21 protein-coding genes are annotated in these 21,029 nt (G+C 57.4%); 17 read left to right on the forward strand and 4 right to left on the reverse strand.

Annotated features, from left to right (window positions below; genetic code table 11):
• The 3 genes from ACQ4N7_RS27725 to ACQ4N7_RS27735 form a co-directional block, all read left to right on the forward strand.
• On the forward strand, window positions 1–593 hold a 593-nt coding region (locus ACQ4N7_RS27725), incomplete at its 5' end, for an IS256 family transposase (RefSeq protein ID WP_430714679.1).
• A gap of 76 nt (window positions 594–669) precedes the next feature.
• Window positions 670–1,632: an HNH endonuclease domain-containing protein gene (locus ACQ4N7_RS27730; RefSeq protein ID WP_430714680.1), complete on the forward strand. Its 963-nt coding sequence runs from the start codon at window positions 670–672 to the stop codon at window positions 1,630–1,632.
• 43 nt (window positions 1,633–1,675) lie between these two features.
• Window positions 1,676–2,140, forward strand: coding sequence for a hypothetical protein (locus ACQ4N7_RS27735; RefSeq protein ID WP_430714681.1), 465 nt, complete (start codon window positions 1,676–1,678; stop codon window positions 2,138–2,140).
• Between the two features lie 122 nt (window positions 2,141–2,262).
• On the opposite strand, the gene ACQ4N7_RS27740 is transcribed toward ACQ4N7_RS27735, so the two are convergent.
• Both ACQ4N7_RS27740 and ACQ4N7_RS27745 read right to left on the reverse strand, forming a co-directional pair.
• Window positions 2,263–3,537 carry a vWA domain-containing protein gene (locus ACQ4N7_RS27740; protein ID WP_430714682.1) on the reverse strand — a complete coding sequence of 425 codons (1,275 nt, stop codon included), beginning with the start codon at window positions 3,535–3,537 and terminating at the stop codon, window positions 2,263–2,265.
• Window positions 3,534–4,193 (reverse strand): MerR family transcriptional regulator, encoded by a 660-nt coding sequence (locus ACQ4N7_RS27745; protein WP_430714683.1) that lies wholly within the window; start codon window positions 4,191–4,193, stop codon window positions 3,534–3,536. The genes ACQ4N7_RS27740 and ACQ4N7_RS27745 overlap by 4 nt, the downstream gene beginning before the upstream one ends.
• Window positions 4,194–4,269: 76 nt before the next feature.
• Between ACQ4N7_RS27745 and ACQ4N7_RS27750 the strand changes: the two genes are divergently transcribed.
• Entirely contained in the window at window positions 4,270–5,106 is an 837-nt protein-coding gene (locus tag ACQ4N7_RS27750; protein WP_430714684.1) for an SDR family oxidoreductase, read from the forward strand.
• A 61-nt stretch (window positions 5,107–5,167) separates the two neighbouring features.
• On the opposite strand, the gene ACQ4N7_RS27755 is transcribed toward ACQ4N7_RS27750, so the two are convergent.
• Window positions 5,168–5,632 carry a hypothetical protein gene (locus ACQ4N7_RS27755; protein WP_430714685.1) on the reverse strand — a complete coding sequence of 155 codons (465 nt, stop codon included), beginning with the start codon at window positions 5,630–5,632 and terminating at the stop codon, window positions 5,168–5,170.
• 299 nt (window positions 5,633–5,931) lie between these two features.
• Window positions 5,932–6,276, reverse strand: coding sequence for a hypothetical protein (locus tag ACQ4N7_RS27760; protein ID WP_430714686.1), 345 nt, complete (start codon window positions 6,274–6,276; stop codon window positions 5,932–5,934).
• 613 nt (window positions 6,277–6,889) lie between these two features.
• Here ACQ4N7_RS27760 and ACQ4N7_RS27765 point away from each other — a divergent pair.
• The 13 genes from ACQ4N7_RS27765 to ACQ4N7_RS27825 form a co-directional block, all read left to right on the forward strand.
• The gene (locus ACQ4N7_RS27765; protein WP_430714687.1) at window positions 6,890–7,324 is read left to right on the forward strand and encodes a hypothetical protein; all 435 of its coding nucleotides are present in this window, start codon (window positions 6,890–6,892) and stop codon (window positions 7,322–7,324) included.
• Window position 7,325: 1 nt separating this feature from the next.
• Window positions 7,326–7,634: a hypothetical protein gene (locus tag ACQ4N7_RS27770; RefSeq protein ID WP_190707025.1), complete on the forward strand. Its 309-nt coding sequence runs from the start codon at window positions 7,326–7,328 to the stop codon at window positions 7,632–7,634.
• The gene (locus ACQ4N7_RS27775) at window positions 7,627–10,431 is read left to right on the forward strand and encodes a hypothetical protein (RefSeq protein ID WP_430714688.1); all 2,805 of its coding nucleotides are present in this window, start codon (window positions 7,627–7,629) and stop codon (window positions 10,429–10,431) included. The genes ACQ4N7_RS27770 and ACQ4N7_RS27775 overlap by 8 nt, the downstream gene beginning before the upstream one ends.
• Window positions 10,428–11,231 (forward strand): hypothetical protein, encoded by an 804-nt coding sequence (locus tag ACQ4N7_RS27780; protein ID WP_430714689.1) that lies wholly within the window; start codon window positions 10,428–10,430, stop codon window positions 11,229–11,231. The genes ACQ4N7_RS27775 and ACQ4N7_RS27780 overlap by 4 nt, the downstream gene beginning before the upstream one ends.
• Before the next feature lie 6 nt (window positions 11,232–11,237).
• Window positions 11,238–12,356 (forward strand): hypothetical protein, encoded by a 1,119-nt coding sequence (locus tag ACQ4N7_RS27785; RefSeq protein WP_430714690.1) that lies wholly within the window; start codon window positions 11,238–11,240, stop codon window positions 12,354–12,356.
• Between the two features lie 3 nt (window positions 12,357–12,359).
• Window positions 12,360–13,106 carry a hypothetical protein gene (locus ACQ4N7_RS27790; protein ID WP_430714691.1) on the forward strand — a complete coding sequence of 249 codons (747 nt, stop codon included), beginning with the start codon at window positions 12,360–12,362 and terminating at the stop codon, window positions 13,104–13,106.
• Window positions 13,103–14,695, forward strand: coding sequence for a hypothetical protein (locus ACQ4N7_RS27795; RefSeq protein WP_430714692.1), 1,593 nt, complete (start codon window positions 13,103–13,105; stop codon window positions 14,693–14,695). The genes ACQ4N7_RS27790 and ACQ4N7_RS27795 overlap by 4 nt, the downstream gene beginning before the upstream one ends.
• Window positions 14,696–14,705: 10 nt before the next feature.
• Complete coding sequence (locus tag ACQ4N7_RS27800; RefSeq protein ID WP_430714693.1) at window positions 14,706–15,422, forward strand: hypothetical protein; 717 nt, start codon at window positions 14,706–14,708, stop codon at window positions 15,420–15,422.
• Window positions 15,423–15,425: 3 nt separating this feature from the next.
• A complete protein-coding gene (locus tag ACQ4N7_RS27805) occupies window positions 15,426–17,276 on the forward strand; it encodes a hypothetical protein (protein WP_430714694.1) in 1,851 nt (616 codons plus the stop codon).
• 110 nt (window positions 17,277–17,386) lie between these two features.
• Entirely contained in the window at window positions 17,387–17,803 is a 417-nt protein-coding gene (locus ACQ4N7_RS27810) for a hypothetical protein (protein ID WP_430714695.1), read from the forward strand.
• The gene (locus ACQ4N7_RS27815; protein WP_430714696.1) at window positions 17,800–19,518 is read left to right on the forward strand and encodes a type IV secretory system conjugative DNA transfer family protein; all 1,719 of its coding nucleotides are present in this window, start codon (window positions 17,800–17,802) and stop codon (window positions 19,516–19,518) included. Before ACQ4N7_RS27810 ends, ACQ4N7_RS27815 begins: the two co-directional genes overlap by 4 nt.
• Window positions 19,515–19,850 (forward strand): hypothetical protein, encoded by a 336-nt coding sequence (locus ACQ4N7_RS27820; protein ID WP_430714697.1) that lies wholly within the window; start codon window positions 19,515–19,517, stop codon window positions 19,848–19,850. Before ACQ4N7_RS27815 ends, ACQ4N7_RS27820 begins: the two co-directional genes overlap by 4 nt.
• Window positions 19,847–21,029: hypothetical protein (locus ACQ4N7_RS27825; protein WP_430714698.1), on the forward strand; the 1,183-nt coding region annotated here is incomplete at its 3' end. The genes ACQ4N7_RS27820 and ACQ4N7_RS27825, both read left to right, overlap by 4 nt.

A 21,029-nucleotide genomic window follows, 5' to 3' on the forward strand; every position in this document is an offset into this window, starting at 1 on the left:
TCAAAGACCAGGGGCTAACGCATGCTCCTCAATTGGCCATTGGTGATGGAGCCTTAGGCTTCTGGAAAGCCCTGCCCCAGGTGTTTCCCACCACGAAGAAACAGCGTTGCTGGGTGCATAAGACCGCCAATGTGCTCAACAAGCTTCCCAAACGTCAGCAGCCGGAGGCCAAACGTGCGATCTGGGAGATTTATCGAGCGGAGAGCAAAACAGAGGCAAATCAAGCTTTTAATCGCTTTATCTCGACTTATCAGGCCAAGTATCCCGAGGCCACCCGCTGTCTAGCCAAAGACCGAGACGTTCTGCTGACCTTCTTCGACTTCCCAGCTGAGCACTGGGCGCATATTCGCACTACTAATCCCATTGAATCCACCTTTGCCACCGTGCGCCTCAGAACTGACAAGACCCGAGGCTGTGTCTCCAAGGACACTATCTTGGCACTGGTGTTCAAGTTGGTTGAGAGTGCCCAAAAGAGCTGGCTCAGGATCCGAGGCTTCAAACACCTCGCCGACGTAATTGAAGGAGTTCCGTTCAAAGATGGATACCGGGCTGATGACAACGCCGATATGACCCAGATGCAGGATGCCGCCTAGATCCTAGCCATACACCAGATTTGACAATATCTCTGAGGCGACGGAGCCGATCAGCTTTCAAGACCTGATCGTCGAGATGCTGGCCAACGCTTGGTTCCCGCACACGTTTTTTAAGCTTTCCTTCGGCACCCAAGACCAAGTGGCTCAAAAGCTCGATGCCCTGGAGCTAAACATTACTGAGCCCATCATTCGCTTTCGAGATACCGATAAGACGCTCTTGAGACGAGCGATCGCCGCCCAAGACTTACGGGATGTGGTGTCTCACCTGCGACGCTACGTTCCCTTTCGGCTAATTGCGCCATTTCTAGAAGACCAGTTAGCCGGGGTCAGTCGTGGCAAGGGCAACCAGCTAGAGGTGGCTATACCTGCGATCGCAAACCGTTGCTTCAACAGCGATAAACCACTCTACCGATTTGACTCAGAGCAGCACAACCGCTGTCAGGCGGTGATCATTCATCCGGCCTGGGCCAGCTACCTAGAGGAGCACTACGGAATTGTGCGCGGTTGGGCTGCGTGGGAATGGCTAACCTACATGCAGAAGCGAAACCCAAGTACTCCGGCGATCGCTAACAAGCTGTTCATGCCCACCCGGCGCGATTCGCTGACCAAGCAGACCGACTACTGGAAGCTAGTCCTACGGTCCCAGTCGCTCCGCTGCATCTATTCTCAGCAAGTGATTGACCCTAGCCGCTTTTCCCTAGACCATTATCTGCCCTGGTCATTTGTGGCCCACGACCAGCTGTGGAATTTGGTGCCGACACTGCCGGAGGTAAATTCGGCTAAGTCCAACAATCTTCCATCCAATGAATACTTTGCCCAGTTTGTGACAGTTCAACATTCTGGGCTACTGGCCACTCGCGAAGCTCTAACAGCAGGCAGATGGGAAACACAGATAGAGCCTTTTATCAATGATTTAGGCATAAGCGCTCTGGATGAACTGCTAGATGTGCAGCGACTAGGGAATGCTTATGAACGGATAGTAAAACCACTGGTATCCCTGGCTACGAACCAAGGTTTTAGCGTCGAATGGCGATATTGATTTGTTTAGAGTAACGACTTTACAAGCAGGGGGTTTGAAACCTATGAACTATATAAAAATTGCAGAACGTGCTATTCGGCAACGTCGGCAAGGTATGGCTACGCCTCCGGAGGTGAGGCCTGTCGTGTGGAAAGGTCTTCAAATGACTATTGATGAGGCTAGGGCCGTCATTTGTGCCTTTGAAAAAAAGAAAGCTGCTTATCTTGAAAGATACAGAAATACCGAAGCAGGTGCAGCAATCACGGAGACGGTCTTTCATAGTCTCAGCGAAACTACGAATACCGTGGGCAGGGGTTTGAAGCCCTTCCCAGTCACGACCCTCGTGGGTTGGGTTGTAGGCGGTACTAGCCAGGGAATCGCGAATGTCGGCGAAACGGTAAGTAAAGGCATTCGGGAGATTAATCCGCTTCGTAATACTCCCCTGATTGACGAAATTAATGAACAAATTAACAGTCTTACGTCGGCTATTGAAACAATAAATGGGGAAACACCATTCGAAGCAAAATAATGACTGAAGTATGGGCTTATTGCACAACTGTCAGCTCATCCCAGCGGGTGGTATACTGCTGAGCCCGGTTGCAGGCCTGCAATAGGTATGCCCAGGCCGATACAACCGTTTAGTGCCGTCGCTTATTTAGAATCCATCGATCGCCGGGGCTTTGATTTGCCCGATCGCGACAGGTTGAAGGACTGCGAAAACGCCTTCTTGCGGGCGCTGGTCACATTGCCACTCTGGTAGTCAGCCTCCAGGTCTTCCAGCACCGCCTGTTCCTCCATCAGCATATCGCTAGGGGCCATAGCGGCCATCGCCATACGGGCATCAGTGAGAGATTGTCGGGCCGAGGCAAAGTCGCCCCGGTCAGAAAACTGGATCGCTTCGCGGCGGGCGCGAGCCGCCATCAGCAGGGCCACCTGCTCTTGCACCGCTGAGTTGGCGGGGAAATCGCTGAACTGCGCAGCGCTCACCAGGGGCAGCTCCAGCCCGGCCCGCAGCACCTGCCGACCGGGCTGTTCCGCGTCATCCCAGGCCAGGCGCACCTGCATCAGTTCGCTGCTTTGGCTCAGGGCGGGCACCTGCAAGCGCACGATGACTTGGATAGGAGACCCCACCATCAGGTTGGGCAGTTTATAGCGCCGGGTGTCGGTCATCTCAAAGTCATTCAGTACGTCCATGACGGTAACGCCGTTGCCCGGCTTAACGCCGAGGCTGACCCGCTGGCCTAAGGTGGCCGCTAGGCCCGACAGCTCAGTTTCAAAGATCGTCGGCAGCTGGTCGGCAGACTCGATATGGAAGAAGTTGCCGTCGCCGCTGCGGGCCATCGCCGCGAGTAGGTCTTCGCTGTAGTCGTCGCCGATGCCCAGGGTGGTGGTGCTGACGCCGCGTTGGGCCAGGCCGTGGACATCGCTTGAGATCGCATCTGGTCTAGTCTCGCCCACATTGGCCAGCCCGTCAGAGAGCACAATCACCCGGTTGAGCTGGGCGGGGTTGAGGTACTGGCTCACCTGCATGCCGCCCTCGACCCAACCAGCGTGGAGCGCAGTGGAGCCCCGCGAATGGACGTGGCGCAACTTCTCTAGCAGGGTGTTTTTGTCGGTAGCCAGGGTGCTGGGCACCAGGGTTTCGATTCGGTCGTCGAAGAGCACGACGCTGATGCGATCGCAGGGCAGCAGATTCTCCACCGCAAAGCGAGCAGCTTCGCGGGCATAGTGCATCTTTTGCCCCTGCATGGAGCCAGAGCGATCGATCGCTAGGCTGAGGTTAAGCGGCACGCGATCGGCCTTGAGGGTAACGGCTAGGGGTGTGATGCGCACCAGCACGTCGAGGGTGATAGGCTGCTGGGCGACGATCGCCCCGTGGAGCGGAATCAGTTCAACGGTAGGAAGAGCGGGTTTGGGTTGGGTCATGGTGGCCTCTGAGTGGATTTGAAGTGGGCGAGATGGTCAGCAATGAGTTGGAGCAGGCTATCCCGCTCGTGGGCAGTGGCGGGTGCTACAAAGTCTTGGCGGACGTGGAGTTCTAAACCGTCGAGAATCTCTAGACGAGTCCAGGTTTGGGGGGTAGATGTCGATGGGGTGGCGGGTGGCGGGGCAGGTGCCGCCAGGGGAGCCTGCATCGCTGGACTGGCAGAACGCTTGAGCGAACGGTCTGATGGAGAGGATTCCCTGCGGTCGCGAATTTGAGACAAAAACGCCAGCGCCGGGTTCGCCGCCTCCACCGTCAGCTGCACACCGCCTTGCAGAATGTCTTCTAGCGCAGTGTCAGCCTGACCGCCAATTAGGCTGCCGATGGAACTAGCGCTGTAGCCTTCCGCCAGTAGACGGCGCAGCACCAGCAATTGGAGTAGATGTCGGTAGGTGTACCGAGCTTCGCGCCCCTGCTTGAGGGGCTTGTCTAACCACCCCTGAGTGGTGTAGTAACGCACCAGCCGAGGGTTCACCGGTTCTTGCCCACGATTTCCAGAACTCTGGTCGGGCAAAAACTGGGGTAACAGGTCGTTGGTCACCTCAACGAAGCGATCTAAGACCATCTCGGGCTGTTGCTGGGCAATCTGTTGCAACATGCTCATAGGCTCATGATAAACACTTGCAAATTAAACTGTCAATGACGTAATTTATTGTTAATGTTCTTGGCTAGCTATGACATCCCCCGTCGTTCTGATCACCGGCTGCTCATCGGGCATCGGTAAAGCTCTCTGCCAGGCGTTTCATCGGCAGGGCTGTCGAGTAGTCGCGACGGCCAGACGACTAGAGGCCATAGATGACTTGAAAGCTCACACCGTCATGACCTTGCCTCTGGACGTGACGGACTCGGCGGGCATCCAGCAAGTTATTGAAGCTGTTCTGGATCAGGAAGAGCGCATCGACCTGCTGGTCAACAATGCGGGCTTTGGGCAGTTTGGCCCGCTGATGGATCTCAGCGCAGCCCAACTTCAGGCCCAGTTTCAGACCAATGTATTGGCTCCCCTGGAACTGGTGCAGCAGGTGGCTCCGGTGATGAAGCGGCAGCGATCCGGCGTCATCGTTAACATCGGCAGCATTTCAGGCGTGGTGACGACGCCCTTTGCGGGCGCTTACTGTGCCTCGAAGGCAGCGTTGCACAGTTTGTCCGAAGCCCTGCGGATGGAGCTCGCCCCCTTTGGCATTCAGGTAGTGACAGTGCAGCCGGGGGCGATTCAGTCCAATTTTGGCCACGTTGCTGAAGAGGGATTAGCGGGAGTGCTTTCGCCAGAATCGTGGTACTCGCCGCTGGAATCAAAGATTCGGGCTAGGGCGGTGCTGTCTCAGACTCAGGCCACGCCAGCAGACGCGTTTGCGGAGCAGCTCGTCGCGGCGATAATGAGGCCGCAGCCGCCAATGACGATTCGATTAGGGAAAAAGAGCAGGTGGTTGCCGTTGCTCAAGCAGCTGTTGCCGCCTAAGTTGATGGAGTTTTTGCTCAAACGACAGTTTGGGCTCACGCAAATCCAGCGATGAGGAGGATACACCCCGCTGTTGCGTTAACTCTCAGGATCGGTATCTGGCTGCTACAAGCCGATCAATCATCTGATTGAAGCCGTTCGATATGGCACTCATAGCCTTCTCCGAGCGCCCTGCGCCAGCATTGCAGTACCCCCTCCGAGTCGTCTGTAAACTGCACGATCAGCAATTCAGTCACAGCTCGGCGGTCAGGAACGGTGCCCTGGGGGTGCGACCAATTCGCTCGCCTCAGCACCGCTTTGACTCGCGCCAAGGTGCCCCATCCACACTGGGGCGCAGGCGAGAAACTCTCCCACACCTCGGACATCAGCGACACTGCATCCGTTGATAGGGTCTCTGGACACAGCGATTCCGGCAGCCCAATCGCCGTCGTCAACTGCTCATCCGACCACCAGGCCCACCACTCCTCCCGGTGCAGCAACTGCACCTCCTCAGCCTGCCGAATCTCTGACCAGGGCGTCTGATCCAAAGCCGCCAGACGAAGCGCCTCAGTCCAAGTCACCGCCACATAGCGGCGCGTCATAAATCGAGCCATGATGCCCCTACCCCGCTACCGCCCCATCCAGAACAATGGCAACGAGATCGGGAACGAGTCCCAATGCCTTGCCCCCAAAGCATCCACTCAAGAACCTTTTCATGCCAGCCCAGCGATCCTGAACATAACGATGGTCTGATGATGTGAATCAAGCCTGTCTGGGGGCGAACAGAGCTTCACTACGCTACCCAGAAAGCTGAGTAGCAAATATCACCAGTACACCATCTGTACGGAGTCACCGTGCTAAATCCGGAAGAAACGGTGCAGCTGTGGCGAGGTTTATAAAATCAACGCTGACGGCCTTCAATATCTGCTTCCATCAGCGATATTGCTCGCTCATAAATCCTCAAGCCAAGCAGTACCAGTCGCACCAGCATCTGGTCAGGATTCCGTTGGCTCGCCTCCGCCAACTCTATAATCCGCTCTGTCGGAACATGCTCGTGGAACAGAATCAAATTAGCTTCCAATTCGTGAACCAGAGGGCGGCGGTGCTTTTGGGCACTCTCTCGTAGGATTTGCCCTGCCTCACTGGTGAGCAACAGTTCCAGGATTTCGGCGATGAAGGGAGACCGCTTGCGATTGCCTTCCACCGCACATTGCGCCTCAATCGCCTCCATCAGTTCTGTCGTCATGTACAACGTAGGACGACATCCTACTTCTGAGGACTCTGATGGTGATTTGTCTTGGGGCGCTGAGGACTTGACCATAGGAGTGCAGGGGTGAGACCAACTGACGCCATCCTAGCCTCCCCTTTGGACAAACGAAACGTCGTAATGTCATAGCTTTACAGAAATCTGAGGTGGATCAGGAGAAGGCTTCCTCCGCTTCACATAACTTTGACCGCAAACCTCATACTCTGCTTGAAAACAATACTGAGCCTCATCGTAGATAGCTGTATCTTAGCCGACACATTCATATGCTTTCAAAAGCTGTAAAGCATTGACTTCAGGAGACTTTAGGCTTTTTTGGTCATTTTTAGCTCTTGTTAGCCATAGTCAGCATCCATTTATAAACAAAATATAAAACCTACTTTACTTTTCGAGATTCATACCCCAGTATGGCTGACAACACTTTCAATATGAAAGTTCAACGAAGATTGAGTCGTCAATCTTGAGTTCCTGATGAAGTTCCGTGCTTGACCTACGGGTGGCGAGACCAACGATCTGCTACCCCAGCTGAAAATCGTCCTACTCAATCTATTCAGGGAGCGATCTACCTACGTCCTCATTGCTTGGAGTAGGAGATATGAATTTTGCACCTAACTGCCTGGGGCTTCGGATGCCCCGGTTCGTTCAACGTCGCTTGTCTAGGGCCGGAAATGGCCTGGTTCATTTCAAATTTTGTGGGCTCAGTGGCTGGACGCTGCTGGGCATCGTTACTGGAATCCTGCTATTCATCAGCATCACGAGCCATGCCAATCCGGCGATGGCCCAGCTCTTTGACACCGTTGAAGGTGAGGCGCAAAACATCTTCGGGCAATACCTGGATGGCGACATTATCAGCTTTATGTTCGGCCTGCTGCGCCTGGTGGTGTGGGTGTCAGCCGTAGGCTTTGTGTTCTTTGCCGTGTATCAGGCTCAACGGGGCGAACAGTGGCAACCGCTGCTGCAAAATGCCTTCATCATCATTGCCGCCGTCGTCATTGTCGAAGGTCTGAGCCGTCTGTTCTTCGGAGCCTGAGATGAGCGACGACTCGCGCCTATACTGCCCGGTCAACCCGAGCCTGGGCCGTCAGCCCTCGCTTGGCCCGATTCCGGCCAATCTGCTCGCCCCCTCGGGCGGCATCTTCGTCGGCTTCTACATCTTGATTGAAGTCCTACTCGGACTGGGTTTTGTCCCATTCCTGCTGCTCAGCACCTGGGGCATCTCGACCTGGTGGGTCGTGGTCGGCGAAAAGACCTGGCTCTTCACCCACAAGTTTGTACCTGTGCCCGATTGGAAACGGGGCCATGTGCCCTACCAGCGTCATTTATCCAACCACCATGAGTAAACCAAGGCTTGGAACACAGCGCTATCGCTTTCGCCCGTTTGAAGATGAATCGCACCTGGAATGCCTCTGCCGCTTGAACCTACGGGGGCGCAATGTCGGAGCCTATCTGCTCAAGCACCAGCGGCAATACAGCCTGGTGTTTGGCTTTCGCAGTCGGGGCATTCACACCCAGCTGCAACCGGGGCAGGCGGAGCCCACGTTGAAGCGACTCGAAGATGGGTTGAAGGGGTTTCGCCCCGGAGACCGGCTGCGGATTCACTGGCGATCGTTTGCGGATGACAAGGAGCGCCAACAATCCCTCGAAAACCTGATTCAAACCACCGCCACCCTGGAAAGCCAGTTTTTGTTGTTAGCGCAACAACGCGCTACCCGTGACCTCACCACCGAGAAACAGCGCCAACCCAAACAGCTCTATTTGTTTGCTACCTATCCCCTCGGGTCAGGGCAAGAGCAAAGCGCTGACCACGTTGAAAAACTGCTGGCCTGGGTGGTGGCCCAGTACGACACCTTCAAAGGGCTAAAGGAGCAAAACCAGCAGCAGTCCTACGTGCAGCTTCTGACCCAGGGCTTCACTGATGGCTACCTGCACTGGGAACAGCAGCTCAACGCTCGCATGGGGCTCCAGGTCACCCCGATGGGAACCGAGGACTTGTGGCAGTACCTCTGGACTCAGTTCAACTCAACGACAGCCCCCCCTGTCCCACAATGTTTAGAGCTGAGCGACGACGACGGCGATGTAAAGCTCAGTGAACTGATCCACGATCCGCTGCACGCCACGTCCCGCCTGATTCGCGGGGAGAACGGCCAGCCCAGCCATCCCAAAGCCGACCGGCAGTGGGTGCAGGTTAAAGGAAAGTTTGTCGGGGCGGTGGTGCTGGAATCCAAGCCCGCTGGCTTCACCACCCCAGAGCACCAGCTCTACTATCTGTGGCAAGCCCTGGCCCAGTTTCCCGATTGCGAGTGCGTCTGCGAACTCGCCGCCGCAGATCGCATGATGACCCGTGTCACCCTGCAACGGCTGACCAAGCAAAGCGTCACCGCCACGTTCCGCGCCAACCTACTGCGCGATGTGGATGTCGCCTCTCAAATGCGAATGAAGCAGGGGGTCGAGGCCCAGGAGCGAATCTACGAGGGAGCGCTACCCATCTGGATCAGCGGTCTGGTGCTATTGCATCGCGATAGTCCTGAGTCGCTAGCGGAAGCCTGTCAGAAACTCACAAATGCTTTCCATCAGGGCGACTTCATTCGCGAAACCGAGATTGCCTGGCAGTTGTGGCTGAGATCGCTGCCAATTGTGGGCGACAGGCTCATCGACGATGGCCGCAGGCAGATGTACCTGACCAACGAAGCCCCAGGGTTAATGCCCGTGGCCTGCCCCCGCACCATCGACAAGCGGGGTATTGAGCTGATCACCCGCGATGGTCAGATGCCGATTTACCTGGACTTCGTTAACCAGCACCGGGGGATGCTGGTGTTCGGCGAGACCCGCAGCGGCAAGTCGGTGCTGGCAGCGGAGATCTTTGTGTGGGCGATCGCCAACGGCATGAACGTCATCTCGCTCGACTACCCCAAACCCGACGGCACGACCACCTACACCGACCTGGTGAAGTTCTTCGGCGACCAGGGAGCCTACTTCGACATCGGTTCTGAGAGCAATAATCTCTTCCAGATCCCCGACCTGCGCAATCTGCCCGATAACCAGCGGCAAGAGCGTTTAGACGACTACAAGGAGTTTTTGGTCAAAGCCCTCGACACCATGGTGATGGGCACCGAAACCGATAACCAGCTGGGCAAGCGGGTTCACACGGTGCTCTGGCAAGCGCTGTCCACCTTCTTCGAGACTTCCTCAATTCTGGCCCGTTATGACGCCGCCTTTGAATCGGGATTTGGCAGTCCAGAGTGGCAGCAAATGCCGACCCTGGCCGACTTTGTCGCAACGGTAGTTCATTTAGATCTGGAGGTGGAATCGGCGCTGCTCAATGAAGCGATCGCCACCATCCTGCTCGAACTGCGGGGCTGGCTCTCCAGTAGGGTTGGCAAGGCCATCTCCCAACCCTCCACCATTCGCACCGATGCCCGGCTCACCGTCTTTGCCCTCCGCAATGTCGGCGACAACATCGAAGCGGCGGTGCTGGCCCTCTCGGCCCAATCCATGGCCTTTCGTCGGGCGCTGGAGGTTTCCGACTCCCTGCTGGCGATCGACGAAAGCCCGATTCTGTTCAAATACAACGGCATCGCCCAGATCATCGGCCAGGTCTGCGCTAACGGAGCCAAATCCGGCATTCGCCCGCTGATCATCGGCCAAGACCCTGACACCATTGCCCAATCCGTCGTGGGGTCGCAGATCCTGCAAAACCTCAACACCCGGCTGGTCGGGGCCATCCAGCCCAACGCCCTGCCCTCCTACCAGCGCCTCTTCGGCTACGACCCCAGCCTCTTGCGACCCAATACCGAAGAGTCCTTCCGCATCAGCCCTGGTCGGCTCTGCTCCCACTGGCTGCTCGATGCCGATGCCCGGCTCACCCCCTGCGCCCACTACCCGTCTCCAGAACTGCTGGGGGCCGTCGCCAACAATCCCAAAGAGCAGCGGGCACGCCAGCGAGTGCTGGCCCAGCATCCAAACAAGTTTGCCGGGTATGCCGCCTTTGCCAAAGCCTACGTCCAGGTGCTGCGCAGTGGTCAGTCCCTGGACACCATCGCAGCGAGCACCCCTCAATTTGAGCTGATTCATTCAGCGGCTGATCTAGCTCCCAACGGTCATCAGCCGCAATCGTCAACCCCTCGGAGGTCATCATGACAACTAAACGCCAACGAATTCGATATCGCCTTATCTTTGGCACCAGCCTTAGCCTCGGTTTACTCGGCATCAGCACAGCTCGTGCTTCCCTCCAGCCCGGCGGTTGGGGTCAGCAGTGGCAGGATTGGGCGACAGAAAATCTCTCCAATCCTTTAGAAGACATCCTGGCTCAAATCGAGGAAACCACAGCATTAGCCGAAGAGACACTCCAGAATGTCTTGGGCGACCAGTGGGAAGCCCTGAAAACGGCCTTGGGCAGCAACCTGCCCGACCCTAGCCGGGTACGGATGGACGAGGTAGTGCCGATTCAAAGCGTCCTTGGCACTGACCCCACCACCCAACAGCGCGAATTGGCCAACCGCTATGACCAGGAAGTGGCCCGCTCGATGGCCTCGCCCTGGTTAGGCGATCAGGGTCAAACCCGTCTCTCCAGCCAAGCTGAACAAACCTCCACCCTGCTGCAATCCAGTCAAGGCCGCACCCAGCAGGCGCAATCCATGGCCGAAGCCGCCCAGGGCATGAACGTCACCCAGGACGTGATGAAGCAAAACGCTCAGATTCAAGCATCCGTGGCAGCCCTGCTCCACGAACAGACCCAGCTCACCGCCGAAAACAATACGACCCTGACGCAGCTCCACCAGCTTCAGGGGATGTTAACTCAACTCGCCGCCAACACCAGTGAAGGCATTGACGAAACCAATCGGCGCGAGCGAGTGGAACGCCAAATTTCCATCTCCGGCTCCGCCCAGGCCCCGATCTATATCCCCGGTGCCCTGGGTACCAGTTCTTCTGGAAACTAACGAGCCATGCGCAACGCTCTCCTACCATCATGGGTTTTACATCCTGCCCAGGTCACAGGCGGGGTCGGCATCATCGACGACAGCGTGCAGCAGCTAGAGGCCGTGCAGCAGGCCTGGGATGCCCGCTGGGAAGATATCTTCGCTTCCTCAAGCGGGCTGTATCTGGGCATCAACCAGTTCGCCTCCATCATCCTGGTCGGTGCCTTCCTCTTCTTTGCCGTGGGCTGGGTCAAAGAAGCGATTGAACGCGGCATCTTCCCCGCCCTGCCCAACGTGCTCTGGGTGCTGACCATTGCCGTACTGCTCTTTAACAATGGAGCCCTGCTAGGGTCTGCCACCCTCGGCATCCGCAACTTGATCAACGCTCAAACCCAAACGGTGCTCCAGGTGCAGGTAGGCGAGGTGTCAATGCTGGAAGCTCTCAACGATGTGATTCTGTCCCAGCAAGCCAAAGCCGTGATTCAGCAAGAATATGCCGCCTGCGATGCCCAAACCGGGCAAGCCCAGGTGGACTGTTTCATCCGTGCCGGGGAACGTGCCCAGCAGCGGCTGGAGCAGGAATACCGTTCCCGAGGCTTCTGGAGTGCGGGACTGCAACGGCTCTGGAGTCGGGTGCAGCAGATCAGCCAGCAGGTTGAGCAGGTTTACCAGTCTGGCGAAGCACCTGTTGGGGGCAATCCCTTGGCGGACATTCTGGTGGGAACTGTGCTGCAAACCAGTAGCCAAGCCCTGGCAGAGCAGTTCCTCAAGGGTTGGCAATGGGCCTTTGCCAACCTGATCGAAATGGCGATGCTGCTGACCGGGTTGATTGGCCCCATTGCGGTTGCGGGTTCTGTAGTGCCGCTTCAGGGTCGCCCGCTGTGGTCCTGGCTGGTGGGCTTTTTCAGTCTGGGGATGGCCAAGTTTTCCTACAACGTCATCGTTGGGCTAGCCGCAACGGTGGTCGTGGCTGCCGAGGCCCAAACTTCTAGCGATTTTGGCTTTCTACTGCTGATCAGCATCCTGGCTCCCGTCCTGGCTCTGGCCATTGCTGGCGGGGCTGGGATGGCCGTCTTTCGTGGTGTCTCCGGTGGGGTGACCCGACTGATTGCGGTCGGCACCTCTGCAATTCCCATTCCGAGGTAAGTGATGGAACTCCTTGAACTCAGCCGTAAGGTGAAACGGCCTCGTATTCACTCCAGTGACATTCTGCCCCTGGCCTTTGCCGGGCTGTCGGTGGGAGTGCTGATCTTCGCGTTGTCGCTTTTGTGGCTGGCGGTATCCGTATCACGGTTGGCCAACCAGAAGCCGCCCACTCTAGTACAGCAGGTGGATGGTCGTGCCTTCTCGGTGCGACCTGCCGACTACCGCCACCGGGAACCGGAGGTGATTCGTCAGGTGGTCTCGACCTGGGCGGTGATGACCTTTACCTGGGGCAAGTTGCCGGGTGAGGGTGAGCAAGCCATCGATGAGGGGGTTCAGGTTTCTGGGCGCAACCGAATTTCAAAGGCCGCTTGGGAAGCCTCATTTCTCCTCGCCCCTGATTTCCGTGATGCCTTTCTGCAAACGCTGGCCACTGAGGTGATTCCCGAGGGCGTCTTCGATGGGCAGGTGTCAGCAGTTTTGATTCTCCAGCATATCTCTCCGCCCCAGGCAATTGGCGAAGGCCGTTGGCAGGTGGATTTGGTCGCCACCCGAGTTGTGTTTGAAGCCAGTAACCCGGCTGGGACAACGTTGACCTTTAACCGACGCATTACGGTGCGAGCCGTTGAACCCGCGGGCAAACCCCTGATTCCCGATGCCTCGGAATATCAGGCCGTAGCCTACCGGCTGCTAGAGAGCGGGGTGCAGATTGAAGCGATTCGACCCATTCAACCGGAGGACGTGAGCCGATGAGTACCCTCCCAGAACCTAACCTGGACACGCTGCGCGAGATGATGGGCGCACCCGATCTCGCAGAACCGCTGGTGGCTGACGAAGCGTTCTCAGAGCCCGTGCAGTCTGAGCGTCCCTTCTGGAAGCTGCCGGTGCCGAAGCTGATGTTGATTGGTTCGGCCCTGGTGCCCGTCTTTGCCTTAGCGGGCGTTTTCATTGCAGGCAGCCGTCAGGGCGATACGCCCGGTACCGCGACAACTACGCCAGAAGCCAATCCAACGGAAGCCCAGCCTCAGACAGTGGAAGCTGAACTGGAGCAGGCTAGAGCAGAGATTGCTGCTCTTAAAGCTCAGATGGCGTTGGAAGATCAGGGGGCGGTACAGACGACAACCTCAGGCGTACCGCCTCGTCCGACTACGACGCCAACGCCTTCCCCCCCTGCATCGGTGGCGACTCCGGCAAGACCTGCACCTCAAACCGTGGCATCGGCTCCGCCACCCACCGTTTCAGCAAGACCAGCCTCCCCAGCCGTCAGTTATCCAGCTCCAACGCCTCGCCTACAACCAGCAGCGACAGCGACCCCTATGGTTTCTCGCCCGTCAGCGGTTCCTGCGGCCCCAACCGCAGCGGCGGCTCCTGCGGTTGATCCGATAGAGCGCTGGCAACAGCTGGCTCAGGTCGGTAGCTACGGGAGTTTACCGCTGCCCGAGGAGTCCGCTCAACCTGCTTCAGTGCCCGAGCCTGTAGCCCAAGCGCAATTTGCCTATGCCACGACCCTACCTCCGGCACCGGCTCCCGTGAGTCCGCCAGAATCCATACCAGCTGAGTCAGCTCCTGAATTTTCAACCGCTGAAGTTCCTGACTTAGAAGGGGTAGCTGATCCTGAGGAGCTGGCAACAGCTGATATGGAGGAACTGTCTCCACCTGCTATTCTCACCACGGCTGAAGAGCGCATTCTTCAACCGCCCTCAGTCCCAGTCTCTCTAGTCGCAGGGACTCAATCCAACGGTTCTCTGGCTACACCGGTCATTCTAGATAGCACCGCTGAGGGCAATAATCTGCTGGTTGTGCTTTCAGAACCGTTGGTTGATAACCATGGCCAGGTGGCAATTCCTGCCGGGGGTGAACTGGTTGTCCAAGTGGAAGCGGTTTCAGATAACGGGCTAGTACAGCTTTTCGCAACCCAGGCGATCTGGAACGACCAGGGTCAGGCCCGTGAACTGATGCTGCCCCAGGGCGTGATCCAGATTCGAGGCCAGGGCGGGACACCGCTCCAGGCCGAAGCCTATGACGACATTGGCCCTGGTATTGCGGCAATGGATGCCGGACAGTTTGCCCTGGGTTCGATTCGTCGCGCCAGTGAACTCTATACCCGGCCCAATACTCGGGTTGAAACCGGCAGCAGCAGCACTGTCGTGACCACCGAAAATCCGGCTCCGAATGTATTGGCCGGGGTATTGGAAGGGGGCACCGACGCGATCCTCGACACCATTACTGAGCGCAACCAGCGGGCAATTGAGGAGTTGGAGCAGCGCCCCCGTATTGCCTACATCGAGGCCGGTCGGCCTGTGCAGGTGTTCGTCAACCAATCGATGCAGATGCCGATTTGAGGACAGGAGAATGATTCGATCCTGGAAGACACTGATCCTATCCCTGGCTTTGGTAGGTCTCTCCGCTCCAGCCTGGGCACAGGCCACTCGCACCATTTCTAACCGGGCGGCCAGAGGTGACCATGCCCCAGTCACCGTTGAAATTTATCCGGGCCATGGGGTCACGCTCAACTTTCGGCCAGTGGGGGCCGTTGTCCGTCGTGCCTGGCTCGATGATCCCTCCCAGGTGACGCTGGATTTTGACGATACCCGCTGCGCGACAGTTGAAGCACCTGGGGAATGTGCAGCTACGGTAATCCATCTGCGGCGAATTCAGCCCCTGGTGTTTCCGGGTTTACCTTCCACAGCGACAACCACGCTGACGGTAGTGACCGATCGCGACCTCTATACCTTTCAACTGGCCTTTCCCCGGTCGGGCGCACCCGCTTACAGCATTCTGGCGGTTCAACCGGATACCCCATCACCCTATGCCACGGCCATTGTGGCGACCCAGATCGCTAACCCTGCCGGGGTGAGGTGGGTCGAGCGCGGACTGCTCGAAGCCCAACGGCGAAACCTGGTAGCCACTGGAGATCCGCTCTGGGAGAGGCTTCAAGCCCTACTTGACCAGCTCAAACAGGGAACACCGCTAACCGAAGCCGCACGGGAAGCCGGAGTATCCGAAGCGCTGGTGGTGCGCCTGGCGCAGATGGGCCGACCTGATTCTGGACTCACCCAAGGGAGATAAGCCATGACTCATCGATTTCAACGACGCCTTCAACGCTTGGCCCTGGTGGCTCTGGGCCTGCTCACAGCCGGTCTTGTTTGGTTCAAGCCTGCCCCACAAGCGGCGACGGAACCCTGGATTCCAACGGTGCCAGTGCAGTGGGATAAGCAGTATGCGCGGGTACCGGACTGGTCGCAACTCACCTTTGCCAATTTGCCGCCGCTGCTCTCTGGCGGCGCTGTTGATATTCCCGGCGATCTGGTCAGCCGCCTGGGCTACGACCCGTCTCGCATGTGGCAGGCGGGGCAATCGGTAGCCGAGGTGCTGAAGCTGGGCGATTTTCAGACCAGTTTTTATCCTCAATTGTTTAACCTCCAGACTCTGGCTCAGATGGGTCAAATCGACCTGAGTCAGGTGGCCCTAAGCGCTTTGGAAATGGTCGGCTGGCAGCGGGTTGAGGATTTGGTCTCGGCGATTCCGGGGTTAGGCAACTTGCGGTTGGAGCAGGTGCCGCCCCTGGAAACCCTCATTTCTGAGGTACTGCCGGTGTCGAGTCTACAGAGGCTCAACGGAAATGATTTGAACCTTTCTAACCTGCTATCGGAGTTTCCAGATCTGGGCCAACTGAGCCTGGGGCAATTGGGCGAGCAGCTCAATTCGTTCGCCCTCACCGATATTCCGGGACTCACCGGCATTTCCTTGCAAAACTTTCGTGACTGGGGCAACAGCACCATTGGCGGGGTGCCGGGGCTGGTCTCGGTGCCGTTAGATCAGATGCCTAGTCCCCTTTCAGGTGTCGGGGCGATTGGCCAGATTGATATGGTCTACGGCCAGGCGGAAACACAGCGGCAGGCCACGATTTCGGGCAGCAAACAGGCGGGTTTTCAGGTGCCTTGTGAGGAGTCCTGTGCCCATGTGGAGTTTGCAGGCACTCCAGGACTGCACGGCAAGCAGTGGATTTCGGGGCAGGTGCAGCAGGTGCCAGGGGGCGAAGGGTTTCTGTCGTTTGTCAATGGCGGGCAGGAGCCTACCGGACGGCATCCCTTTGGTGAGGCGTTCAAGGTGGCGCTGTGGGATGTGGATGAGTCCTCAGGCACGGTCAGCACCGCGCTGTTTTTCCGTATGTGTCAGCGGGGGGGATTCTTGACCCCGGATCTGGGTTGTACGCCCTACTTTATTGGCCCGGTGCCGTTTATGACCTACCGAGAAACCGATTTCATGCTGGTAGGCGCTGTGGAGGGTGGCAGTGGTGGCCAAACGGCTTCGAGTTTGCCTATGGTATCGGCGTCTCCTGGTGGGTTGAGCCAGCCAGCTTCGCAAACAGCGCAACCACAAGCAGTTGATCTGAGCAATCTCCAACCCTGTGAACCTGGCAAGGGCGGGCTTGATCTGGGGTCACTCTCAACGGCCATTTCTACCCTCAGCCGCTATCCCACCGTCATCGGTCCCTATGGCTGTGATGCCCAGGGCCGCTGCGGTCGCCGGTTGGGGCAGTACCCCTTGATGAGCTATCAGCCAGAGGTGCAGGCGATGATTACGGCTCAACCCGGAGGGCAGGAGTTTCTCAAGCGAGTTGAGTCTGGGGCTGAGGTTAACGCCGATGCAGTAGAGCGATTCTTGCCCACAGCCACTCAAACCCATCTGGTGAAGGAATCCTTGCAAGCTATTGCTGAACAGGCCCAGAGTGAAGGGTTGTCGAAGGCTGCTCTGATTGAGCGGATTGGCCAGCACTACTTTGGTGGCCCAGGGGTGCCGGTCGAGGGCACGGTAGCTGACATTCAAGGACAGGTGTTTCTCAACCCTCAAACAGCTTCGTTGAGTCAGGCCTATGCTCAGGCCAAAGGCTGTTTAGCTCAAGGAGGTGGCCAGGGATGAAACGAGTCTTGCGTGTTAAACCCCTTCTGTTCGGCCTGGTGATACTTTTAGCTCTGGCTATCTGGCTCTGGCCAAGGTCATCTCAGCCCGGCTGGCGCTTAGCTCAGGAGGTGGCCCCCCTGCCTCTGCTCAGTCAGATGATGCAGGACAACTTGAGCCCTACTTTCCCGGTCGATCCAGGTCAGATGCAGATGTGGAAGGTGCAGGTTGCAGGCCAGCGTCAGCCGCTGTACTTGGTGGATTCTCGGGTTGAAGGAAGGGAAATGCAGCCACTCTGTGGAGCGATCGGCTGTGCCTTCTTTGCCTATATTCCCCAGAACACAGACTTTCAGCGGGTACTGGCCACCTATCTCAATCCCCATGTACCGCCAGGCCGTAACCTGATTGAGCCGACAACAACTGTGGACAACGGGCTACCTCAGCTCATTGTGAATCAGCTGGGGGCCGAAGGCTTCCAGCAATACACTCTGGGCTTTAACGGTCGGGTCTACGAGATTCAGCAAATCGACACCTTGGCCAGATCATGACGACATCCTCTCAACCCCCACGCCCTCTGGATCTCAGCATCCTGCGGGATACGGCTCAACCCTTCCAGGACTCTGGCATGGGTACCCTGCTGCTCGGCCTGGTGGTGCTGTGGGTGGGGATGAGCCTGTTTGGCAACAGCACCAACAAGAACAAGCTGGCGACGGGGCGCTTTGCAGGTAACGCCGAACGGCGACGGGCGAAGGCTTTGGGGCGAAAGCAGCAACAGCAGAAGCATCCAGCCAAAGTGCCACTCAAAGCTGGGGATCTCGATATCCCTCAAGCCCAGCAGAGCATTGTGGTGGCCGGAGCCCCAGATTCAGGGAAAACCTACAGCATCATTGATCCGGCGATTCGTTCGGCGATCGCTCAAGGATTCCCCATCGCGGTCTACGATTTCAAAGGCAGTCAGCTTGCCGCCCATGCCGCCTGGGCTGCTAGTCAAGGCTATCAGGTCGATGTCTTTGCGCCGGGTCAGCCCTATACCGGCATCTGCAATCCGCTCGATTTTCTCGAAGACGAAACCGATGCCCTGATGGCCTCACAGCTTGCCGCCGTGCTGCAAAAGAATACCCAGCGGGACGGCGGCTATCGGGATAACGACTTCTTCAACAGTGCCGGTACCAACCTGGTTGAGGCGGTGATGATGCTGGCCAAGCGCACGCCCTACCCTGACCTGCTGATGGCGAACAAAATCTTGAACCTTTCCAACCTGCCAGGGCGTATCCGACAGGCGGGAGAGTCGGGATGGATTCCGCCCTGGACGATGGAAAGTTTTAGCCAACTCATTGCGTCGGAGGACGCTGATAAGCAGATCGCCGGGATTGTCGCCACGGCTCAGCGCACCTTCAAAACGTTTACGGGCAAGCAGTTGGTCTCTAGCTTCTGTGGCAAGACCACCATTCCGCTGGATATGACGGGCAAGCGCATCTTGTTTTTGCAGGTGGATATCCAAAAGCGCGATGCCGTGAGTCCACTGCTAGCGGCCATCCTGCACCTGATCGTCACCCGCAACTTTGCCCGGCCCCGATCTGAACCTCTGGTGATCGCCCTCGATGAGTTGCCGACGCTCTATCTGCCCGATCTGCCCAAATGGATCAACGAGTTTCGCTCCTACGGCTTTGTGGGATTGCTGGGCTACCAGAACTTTGCTCAGCTCCAGCACATCTACGGGCGCGATCTCTCAAGAGCGCTGTTTGCGGCCTGTGGCACCAAGGTGTTCTTCAACCCTAAAGACCGGGAGACGGCTCAGGAGTTCTCGGGCTATCTGGGCGAAAAGGACGTGCGCGTCTACACCCGCTCCCGCAGCCAGGGCCGCTACGGCAGCAACAGTCGTTCTGAACAGTGCCAGCGGGTGCCGCTGATGACGGCGGATCAGATTCTGAAGCTGGATCAGGGGGAGTGCGTGTTTATCAACCCGGCCTACCGGGGTGGGGGCGAGGCGTCGGTGCCGCTGCGGGTACGGGTGAAGATTTCCAAAAAAGAGCAGGCCACTCAAGCCAGAAGTGAAGCGCTCTGGCACAGCACTGTGCAGCCAAAACTCATTGCCCGTTGCCAAAAGCAGCAGACGCTGACGGATTTAGATGACGAGAACCAAAAGCGCAAGGAAATCGCCGAGTGCTTATTTCCTTTGCCCTTGAGTGACGGGCAAAAGCTATCCAGGCTATCCGCCGATTCCGACATTACCGAAGATGAATTTGATGAGGCATTCCGATGAATCACACCATCACAACTTGGGGCCTTTCCCCAGGAGCTACGTCATATTTAAGTCAGCATCCAGAGCAACTACCGGCACTGATAGAGGCCAGATCACTGCCACCGTTACCCCCTGGTTATGTACCTGAGGTGGTGGAGGTGTTATTTGACGATCTGCCCTACCTCCGGTCGATCAATGGAGTGCTGATCTTCTCCAGAGACTGCTTGCCAGACTACCAGCCTGGCTGCGTGGAATATCGCCTGGATGACCAGTTGGCCTTTTTCCAAGTCGGTGGTGAGGTGGTGATTGATCGGTTGGGTGGTCTGGCGCTGGTACAGGGGAGGGCAGCATGAATCCCTTTGTGATTAGTCCCCAGGAAGCCCAGGCCATTCAAGAAGATGAGGTGCAGCTGGTGATGGCCCTGACCCAGGTGAGTCAGCGGCTAGCGATGACCTTCCAGCAGTCTCCGACACTCCCCCGAGCGGGTCAGGATGACCTACGGATTCAGCTGGGTCAGCGGGTGGTTTACGGTCAACTAGCTGATGGCACGATTCGGCGAGAGCTGAACCCCAACAGCTTGAAGGTGATTCTCGATGCCATTCAGCAGCCGGTCACTCCAGGCGTTGATCCGGATGTGTATCGGGGCAAAGTCCCGGCGATTGAGATTCGAGATCGGGGCACGGTGCTATTTCGCGAAGAACGCGATGGGGCCATAACCGTTAATCAAATTCAGATGCAGATTGGGGAGGCTGTTGAACCAATCCAGTCCGCTGTTCCTAGTCCAGTTCTGAATAGCAGCAATGGGAAAACCCCTGACGTTCCATCGACAGACCTGACGGTTGACCCAGAGGCGGTGGCTCAGATCGCAGCCCGGCTGATCAATCCTCTCAACGAATCGAAACCTATCTACGATGCCGTCGCTGTGGGCGACTACCACATCAAACAGAGTGGTCACCACCTGAGCGTCAGTCGTAATGATCAGGTGCTTTTGATGGTGCGCGATGGAGCCGTGGTGTCCGACCAGTTGCAGGACACTGATCGGGCTGCATTCCTGGAACTGGAGACGAGGCTCTCTCCATCCGTGGCAGCAGAGGTAGCTTCGCCAGAACTAGTCCGCAATGGTTCAACGCCTCCAGCGATCGCCTTACTGAACCGGGAAGTAGAGCGATCGGAATATAGTCCGACTAAGACCTTGCTGAAGACGACAACAGATCACTGGCAAGGTCAACCTCTGGATGTCCGCGTAACCCAGTGGCTTAGCCAGCACCTGGAGAACCGGCGCAATCAGCAGATGGCTCGGGCGGTGGTGGAGCTGTTTCAGCGGGGACACGAGCGCACGGGAGAAAACCTGTACCAAATCGGGGCTTACAACCTCAGCCGCAAATCTGCTGGCGATTACAGCCTACGCGACCAGCAGGGAGAACTGATGCAGGTGCGGGTGAGCAAGTCTACCGGGCTGGGCCGGGGCATTGAGGTGGTATCGGTAGCCGAGCGGGTCAGCGACTTTCAGCGGCAGGAGATACAAAACTTGC

The organism is Nodosilinea sp. AN01ver1, from assembly GCF_050565655.1.
Taxonomy (GTDB): domain Bacteria; phylum Cyanobacteriota; class Cyanobacteriia; order Phormidesmidales; family Phormidesmidaceae; genus Nodosilinea.

Excerpts from the sequence above, each read along its gene's own strand:
- ACQ4N7_RS27730 (WP_430714680.1), top strand. The coding sequence starts at position 670 with ATGCTGGCCAACGCTTGGTTCCCGCACACGTTTTTTAAGCTTTCCTTC.
- ACQ4N7_RS27735 (WP_430714681.1), top strand. The coding sequence starts at position 1,676 with ATGAACTATATAAAAATTGCAGAACGTGCTATTCGGCAACGTCGGCAA.
- ACQ4N7_RS27740 (WP_430714682.1), bottom strand. The coding sequence starts at position 3,537 with ATGACCCAACCCAAACCCGCTCTTCCTACCGTTGAACTGATTCCGCTC.
- ACQ4N7_RS27745 (WP_430714683.1), bottom strand. The coding sequence starts at position 4,193 with ATGTTGCAACAGATTGCCCAGCAACAGCCCGAGATGGTCTTAGATCGC.
- ACQ4N7_RS27750 (WP_430714684.1), top strand. The coding sequence starts at position 4,270 with ATGACATCCCCCGTCGTTCTGATCACCGGCTGCTCATCGGGCATCGGT.
- ACQ4N7_RS27755 (WP_430714685.1), bottom strand. The coding sequence starts at position 5,632 with ATGACGCGCCGCTATGTGGCGGTGACTTGGACTGAGGCGCTTCGTCTG.
- ACQ4N7_RS27760 (WP_430714686.1), bottom strand. The coding sequence starts at position 6,276 with ATGACGACAGAACTGATGGAGGCGATTGAGGCGCAATGTGCGGTGGAA.
- ACQ4N7_RS27765 (WP_430714687.1), top strand. The coding sequence starts at position 6,890 with ATGAATTTTGCACCTAACTGCCTGGGGCTTCGGATGCCCCGGTTCGTT.
- ACQ4N7_RS27770 (WP_190707025.1), top strand. The coding sequence starts at position 7,326 with ATGAGCGACGACTCGCGCCTATACTGCCCGGTCAACCCGAGCCTGGGC.
- ACQ4N7_RS27775 (WP_430714688.1), top strand. The coding sequence starts at position 7,627 with ATGAGTAAACCAAGGCTTGGAACACAGCGCTATCGCTTTCGCCCGTTT.
- ACQ4N7_RS27780 (WP_430714689.1), top strand. The coding sequence starts at position 10,428 with ATGACAACTAAACGCCAACGAATTCGATATCGCCTTATCTTTGGCACC.
- ACQ4N7_RS27785 (WP_430714690.1), top strand. The coding sequence starts at position 11,238 with ATGCGCAACGCTCTCCTACCATCATGGGTTTTACATCCTGCCCAGGTC.
- ACQ4N7_RS27790 (WP_430714691.1), top strand. The coding sequence starts at position 12,360 with ATGGAACTCCTTGAACTCAGCCGTAAGGTGAAACGGCCTCGTATTCAC.
- ACQ4N7_RS27795 (WP_430714692.1), top strand. The coding sequence starts at position 13,103 with ATGAGTACCCTCCCAGAACCTAACCTGGACACGCTGCGCGAGATGATG.
- ACQ4N7_RS27800 (WP_430714693.1), top strand. The coding sequence starts at position 14,706 with ATGATTCGATCCTGGAAGACACTGATCCTATCCCTGGCTTTGGTAGGT.
- ACQ4N7_RS27805 (WP_430714694.1), top strand. The coding sequence starts at position 15,426 with ATGACTCATCGATTTCAACGACGCCTTCAACGCTTGGCCCTGGTGGCT.
- ACQ4N7_RS27815 (WP_430714696.1), top strand. The coding sequence starts at position 17,800 with ATGACGACATCCTCTCAACCCCCACGCCCTCTGGATCTCAGCATCCTG.
- ACQ4N7_RS27820 (WP_430714697.1), top strand. The coding sequence starts at position 19,515 with ATGAATCACACCATCACAACTTGGGGCCTTTCCCCAGGAGCTACGTCA.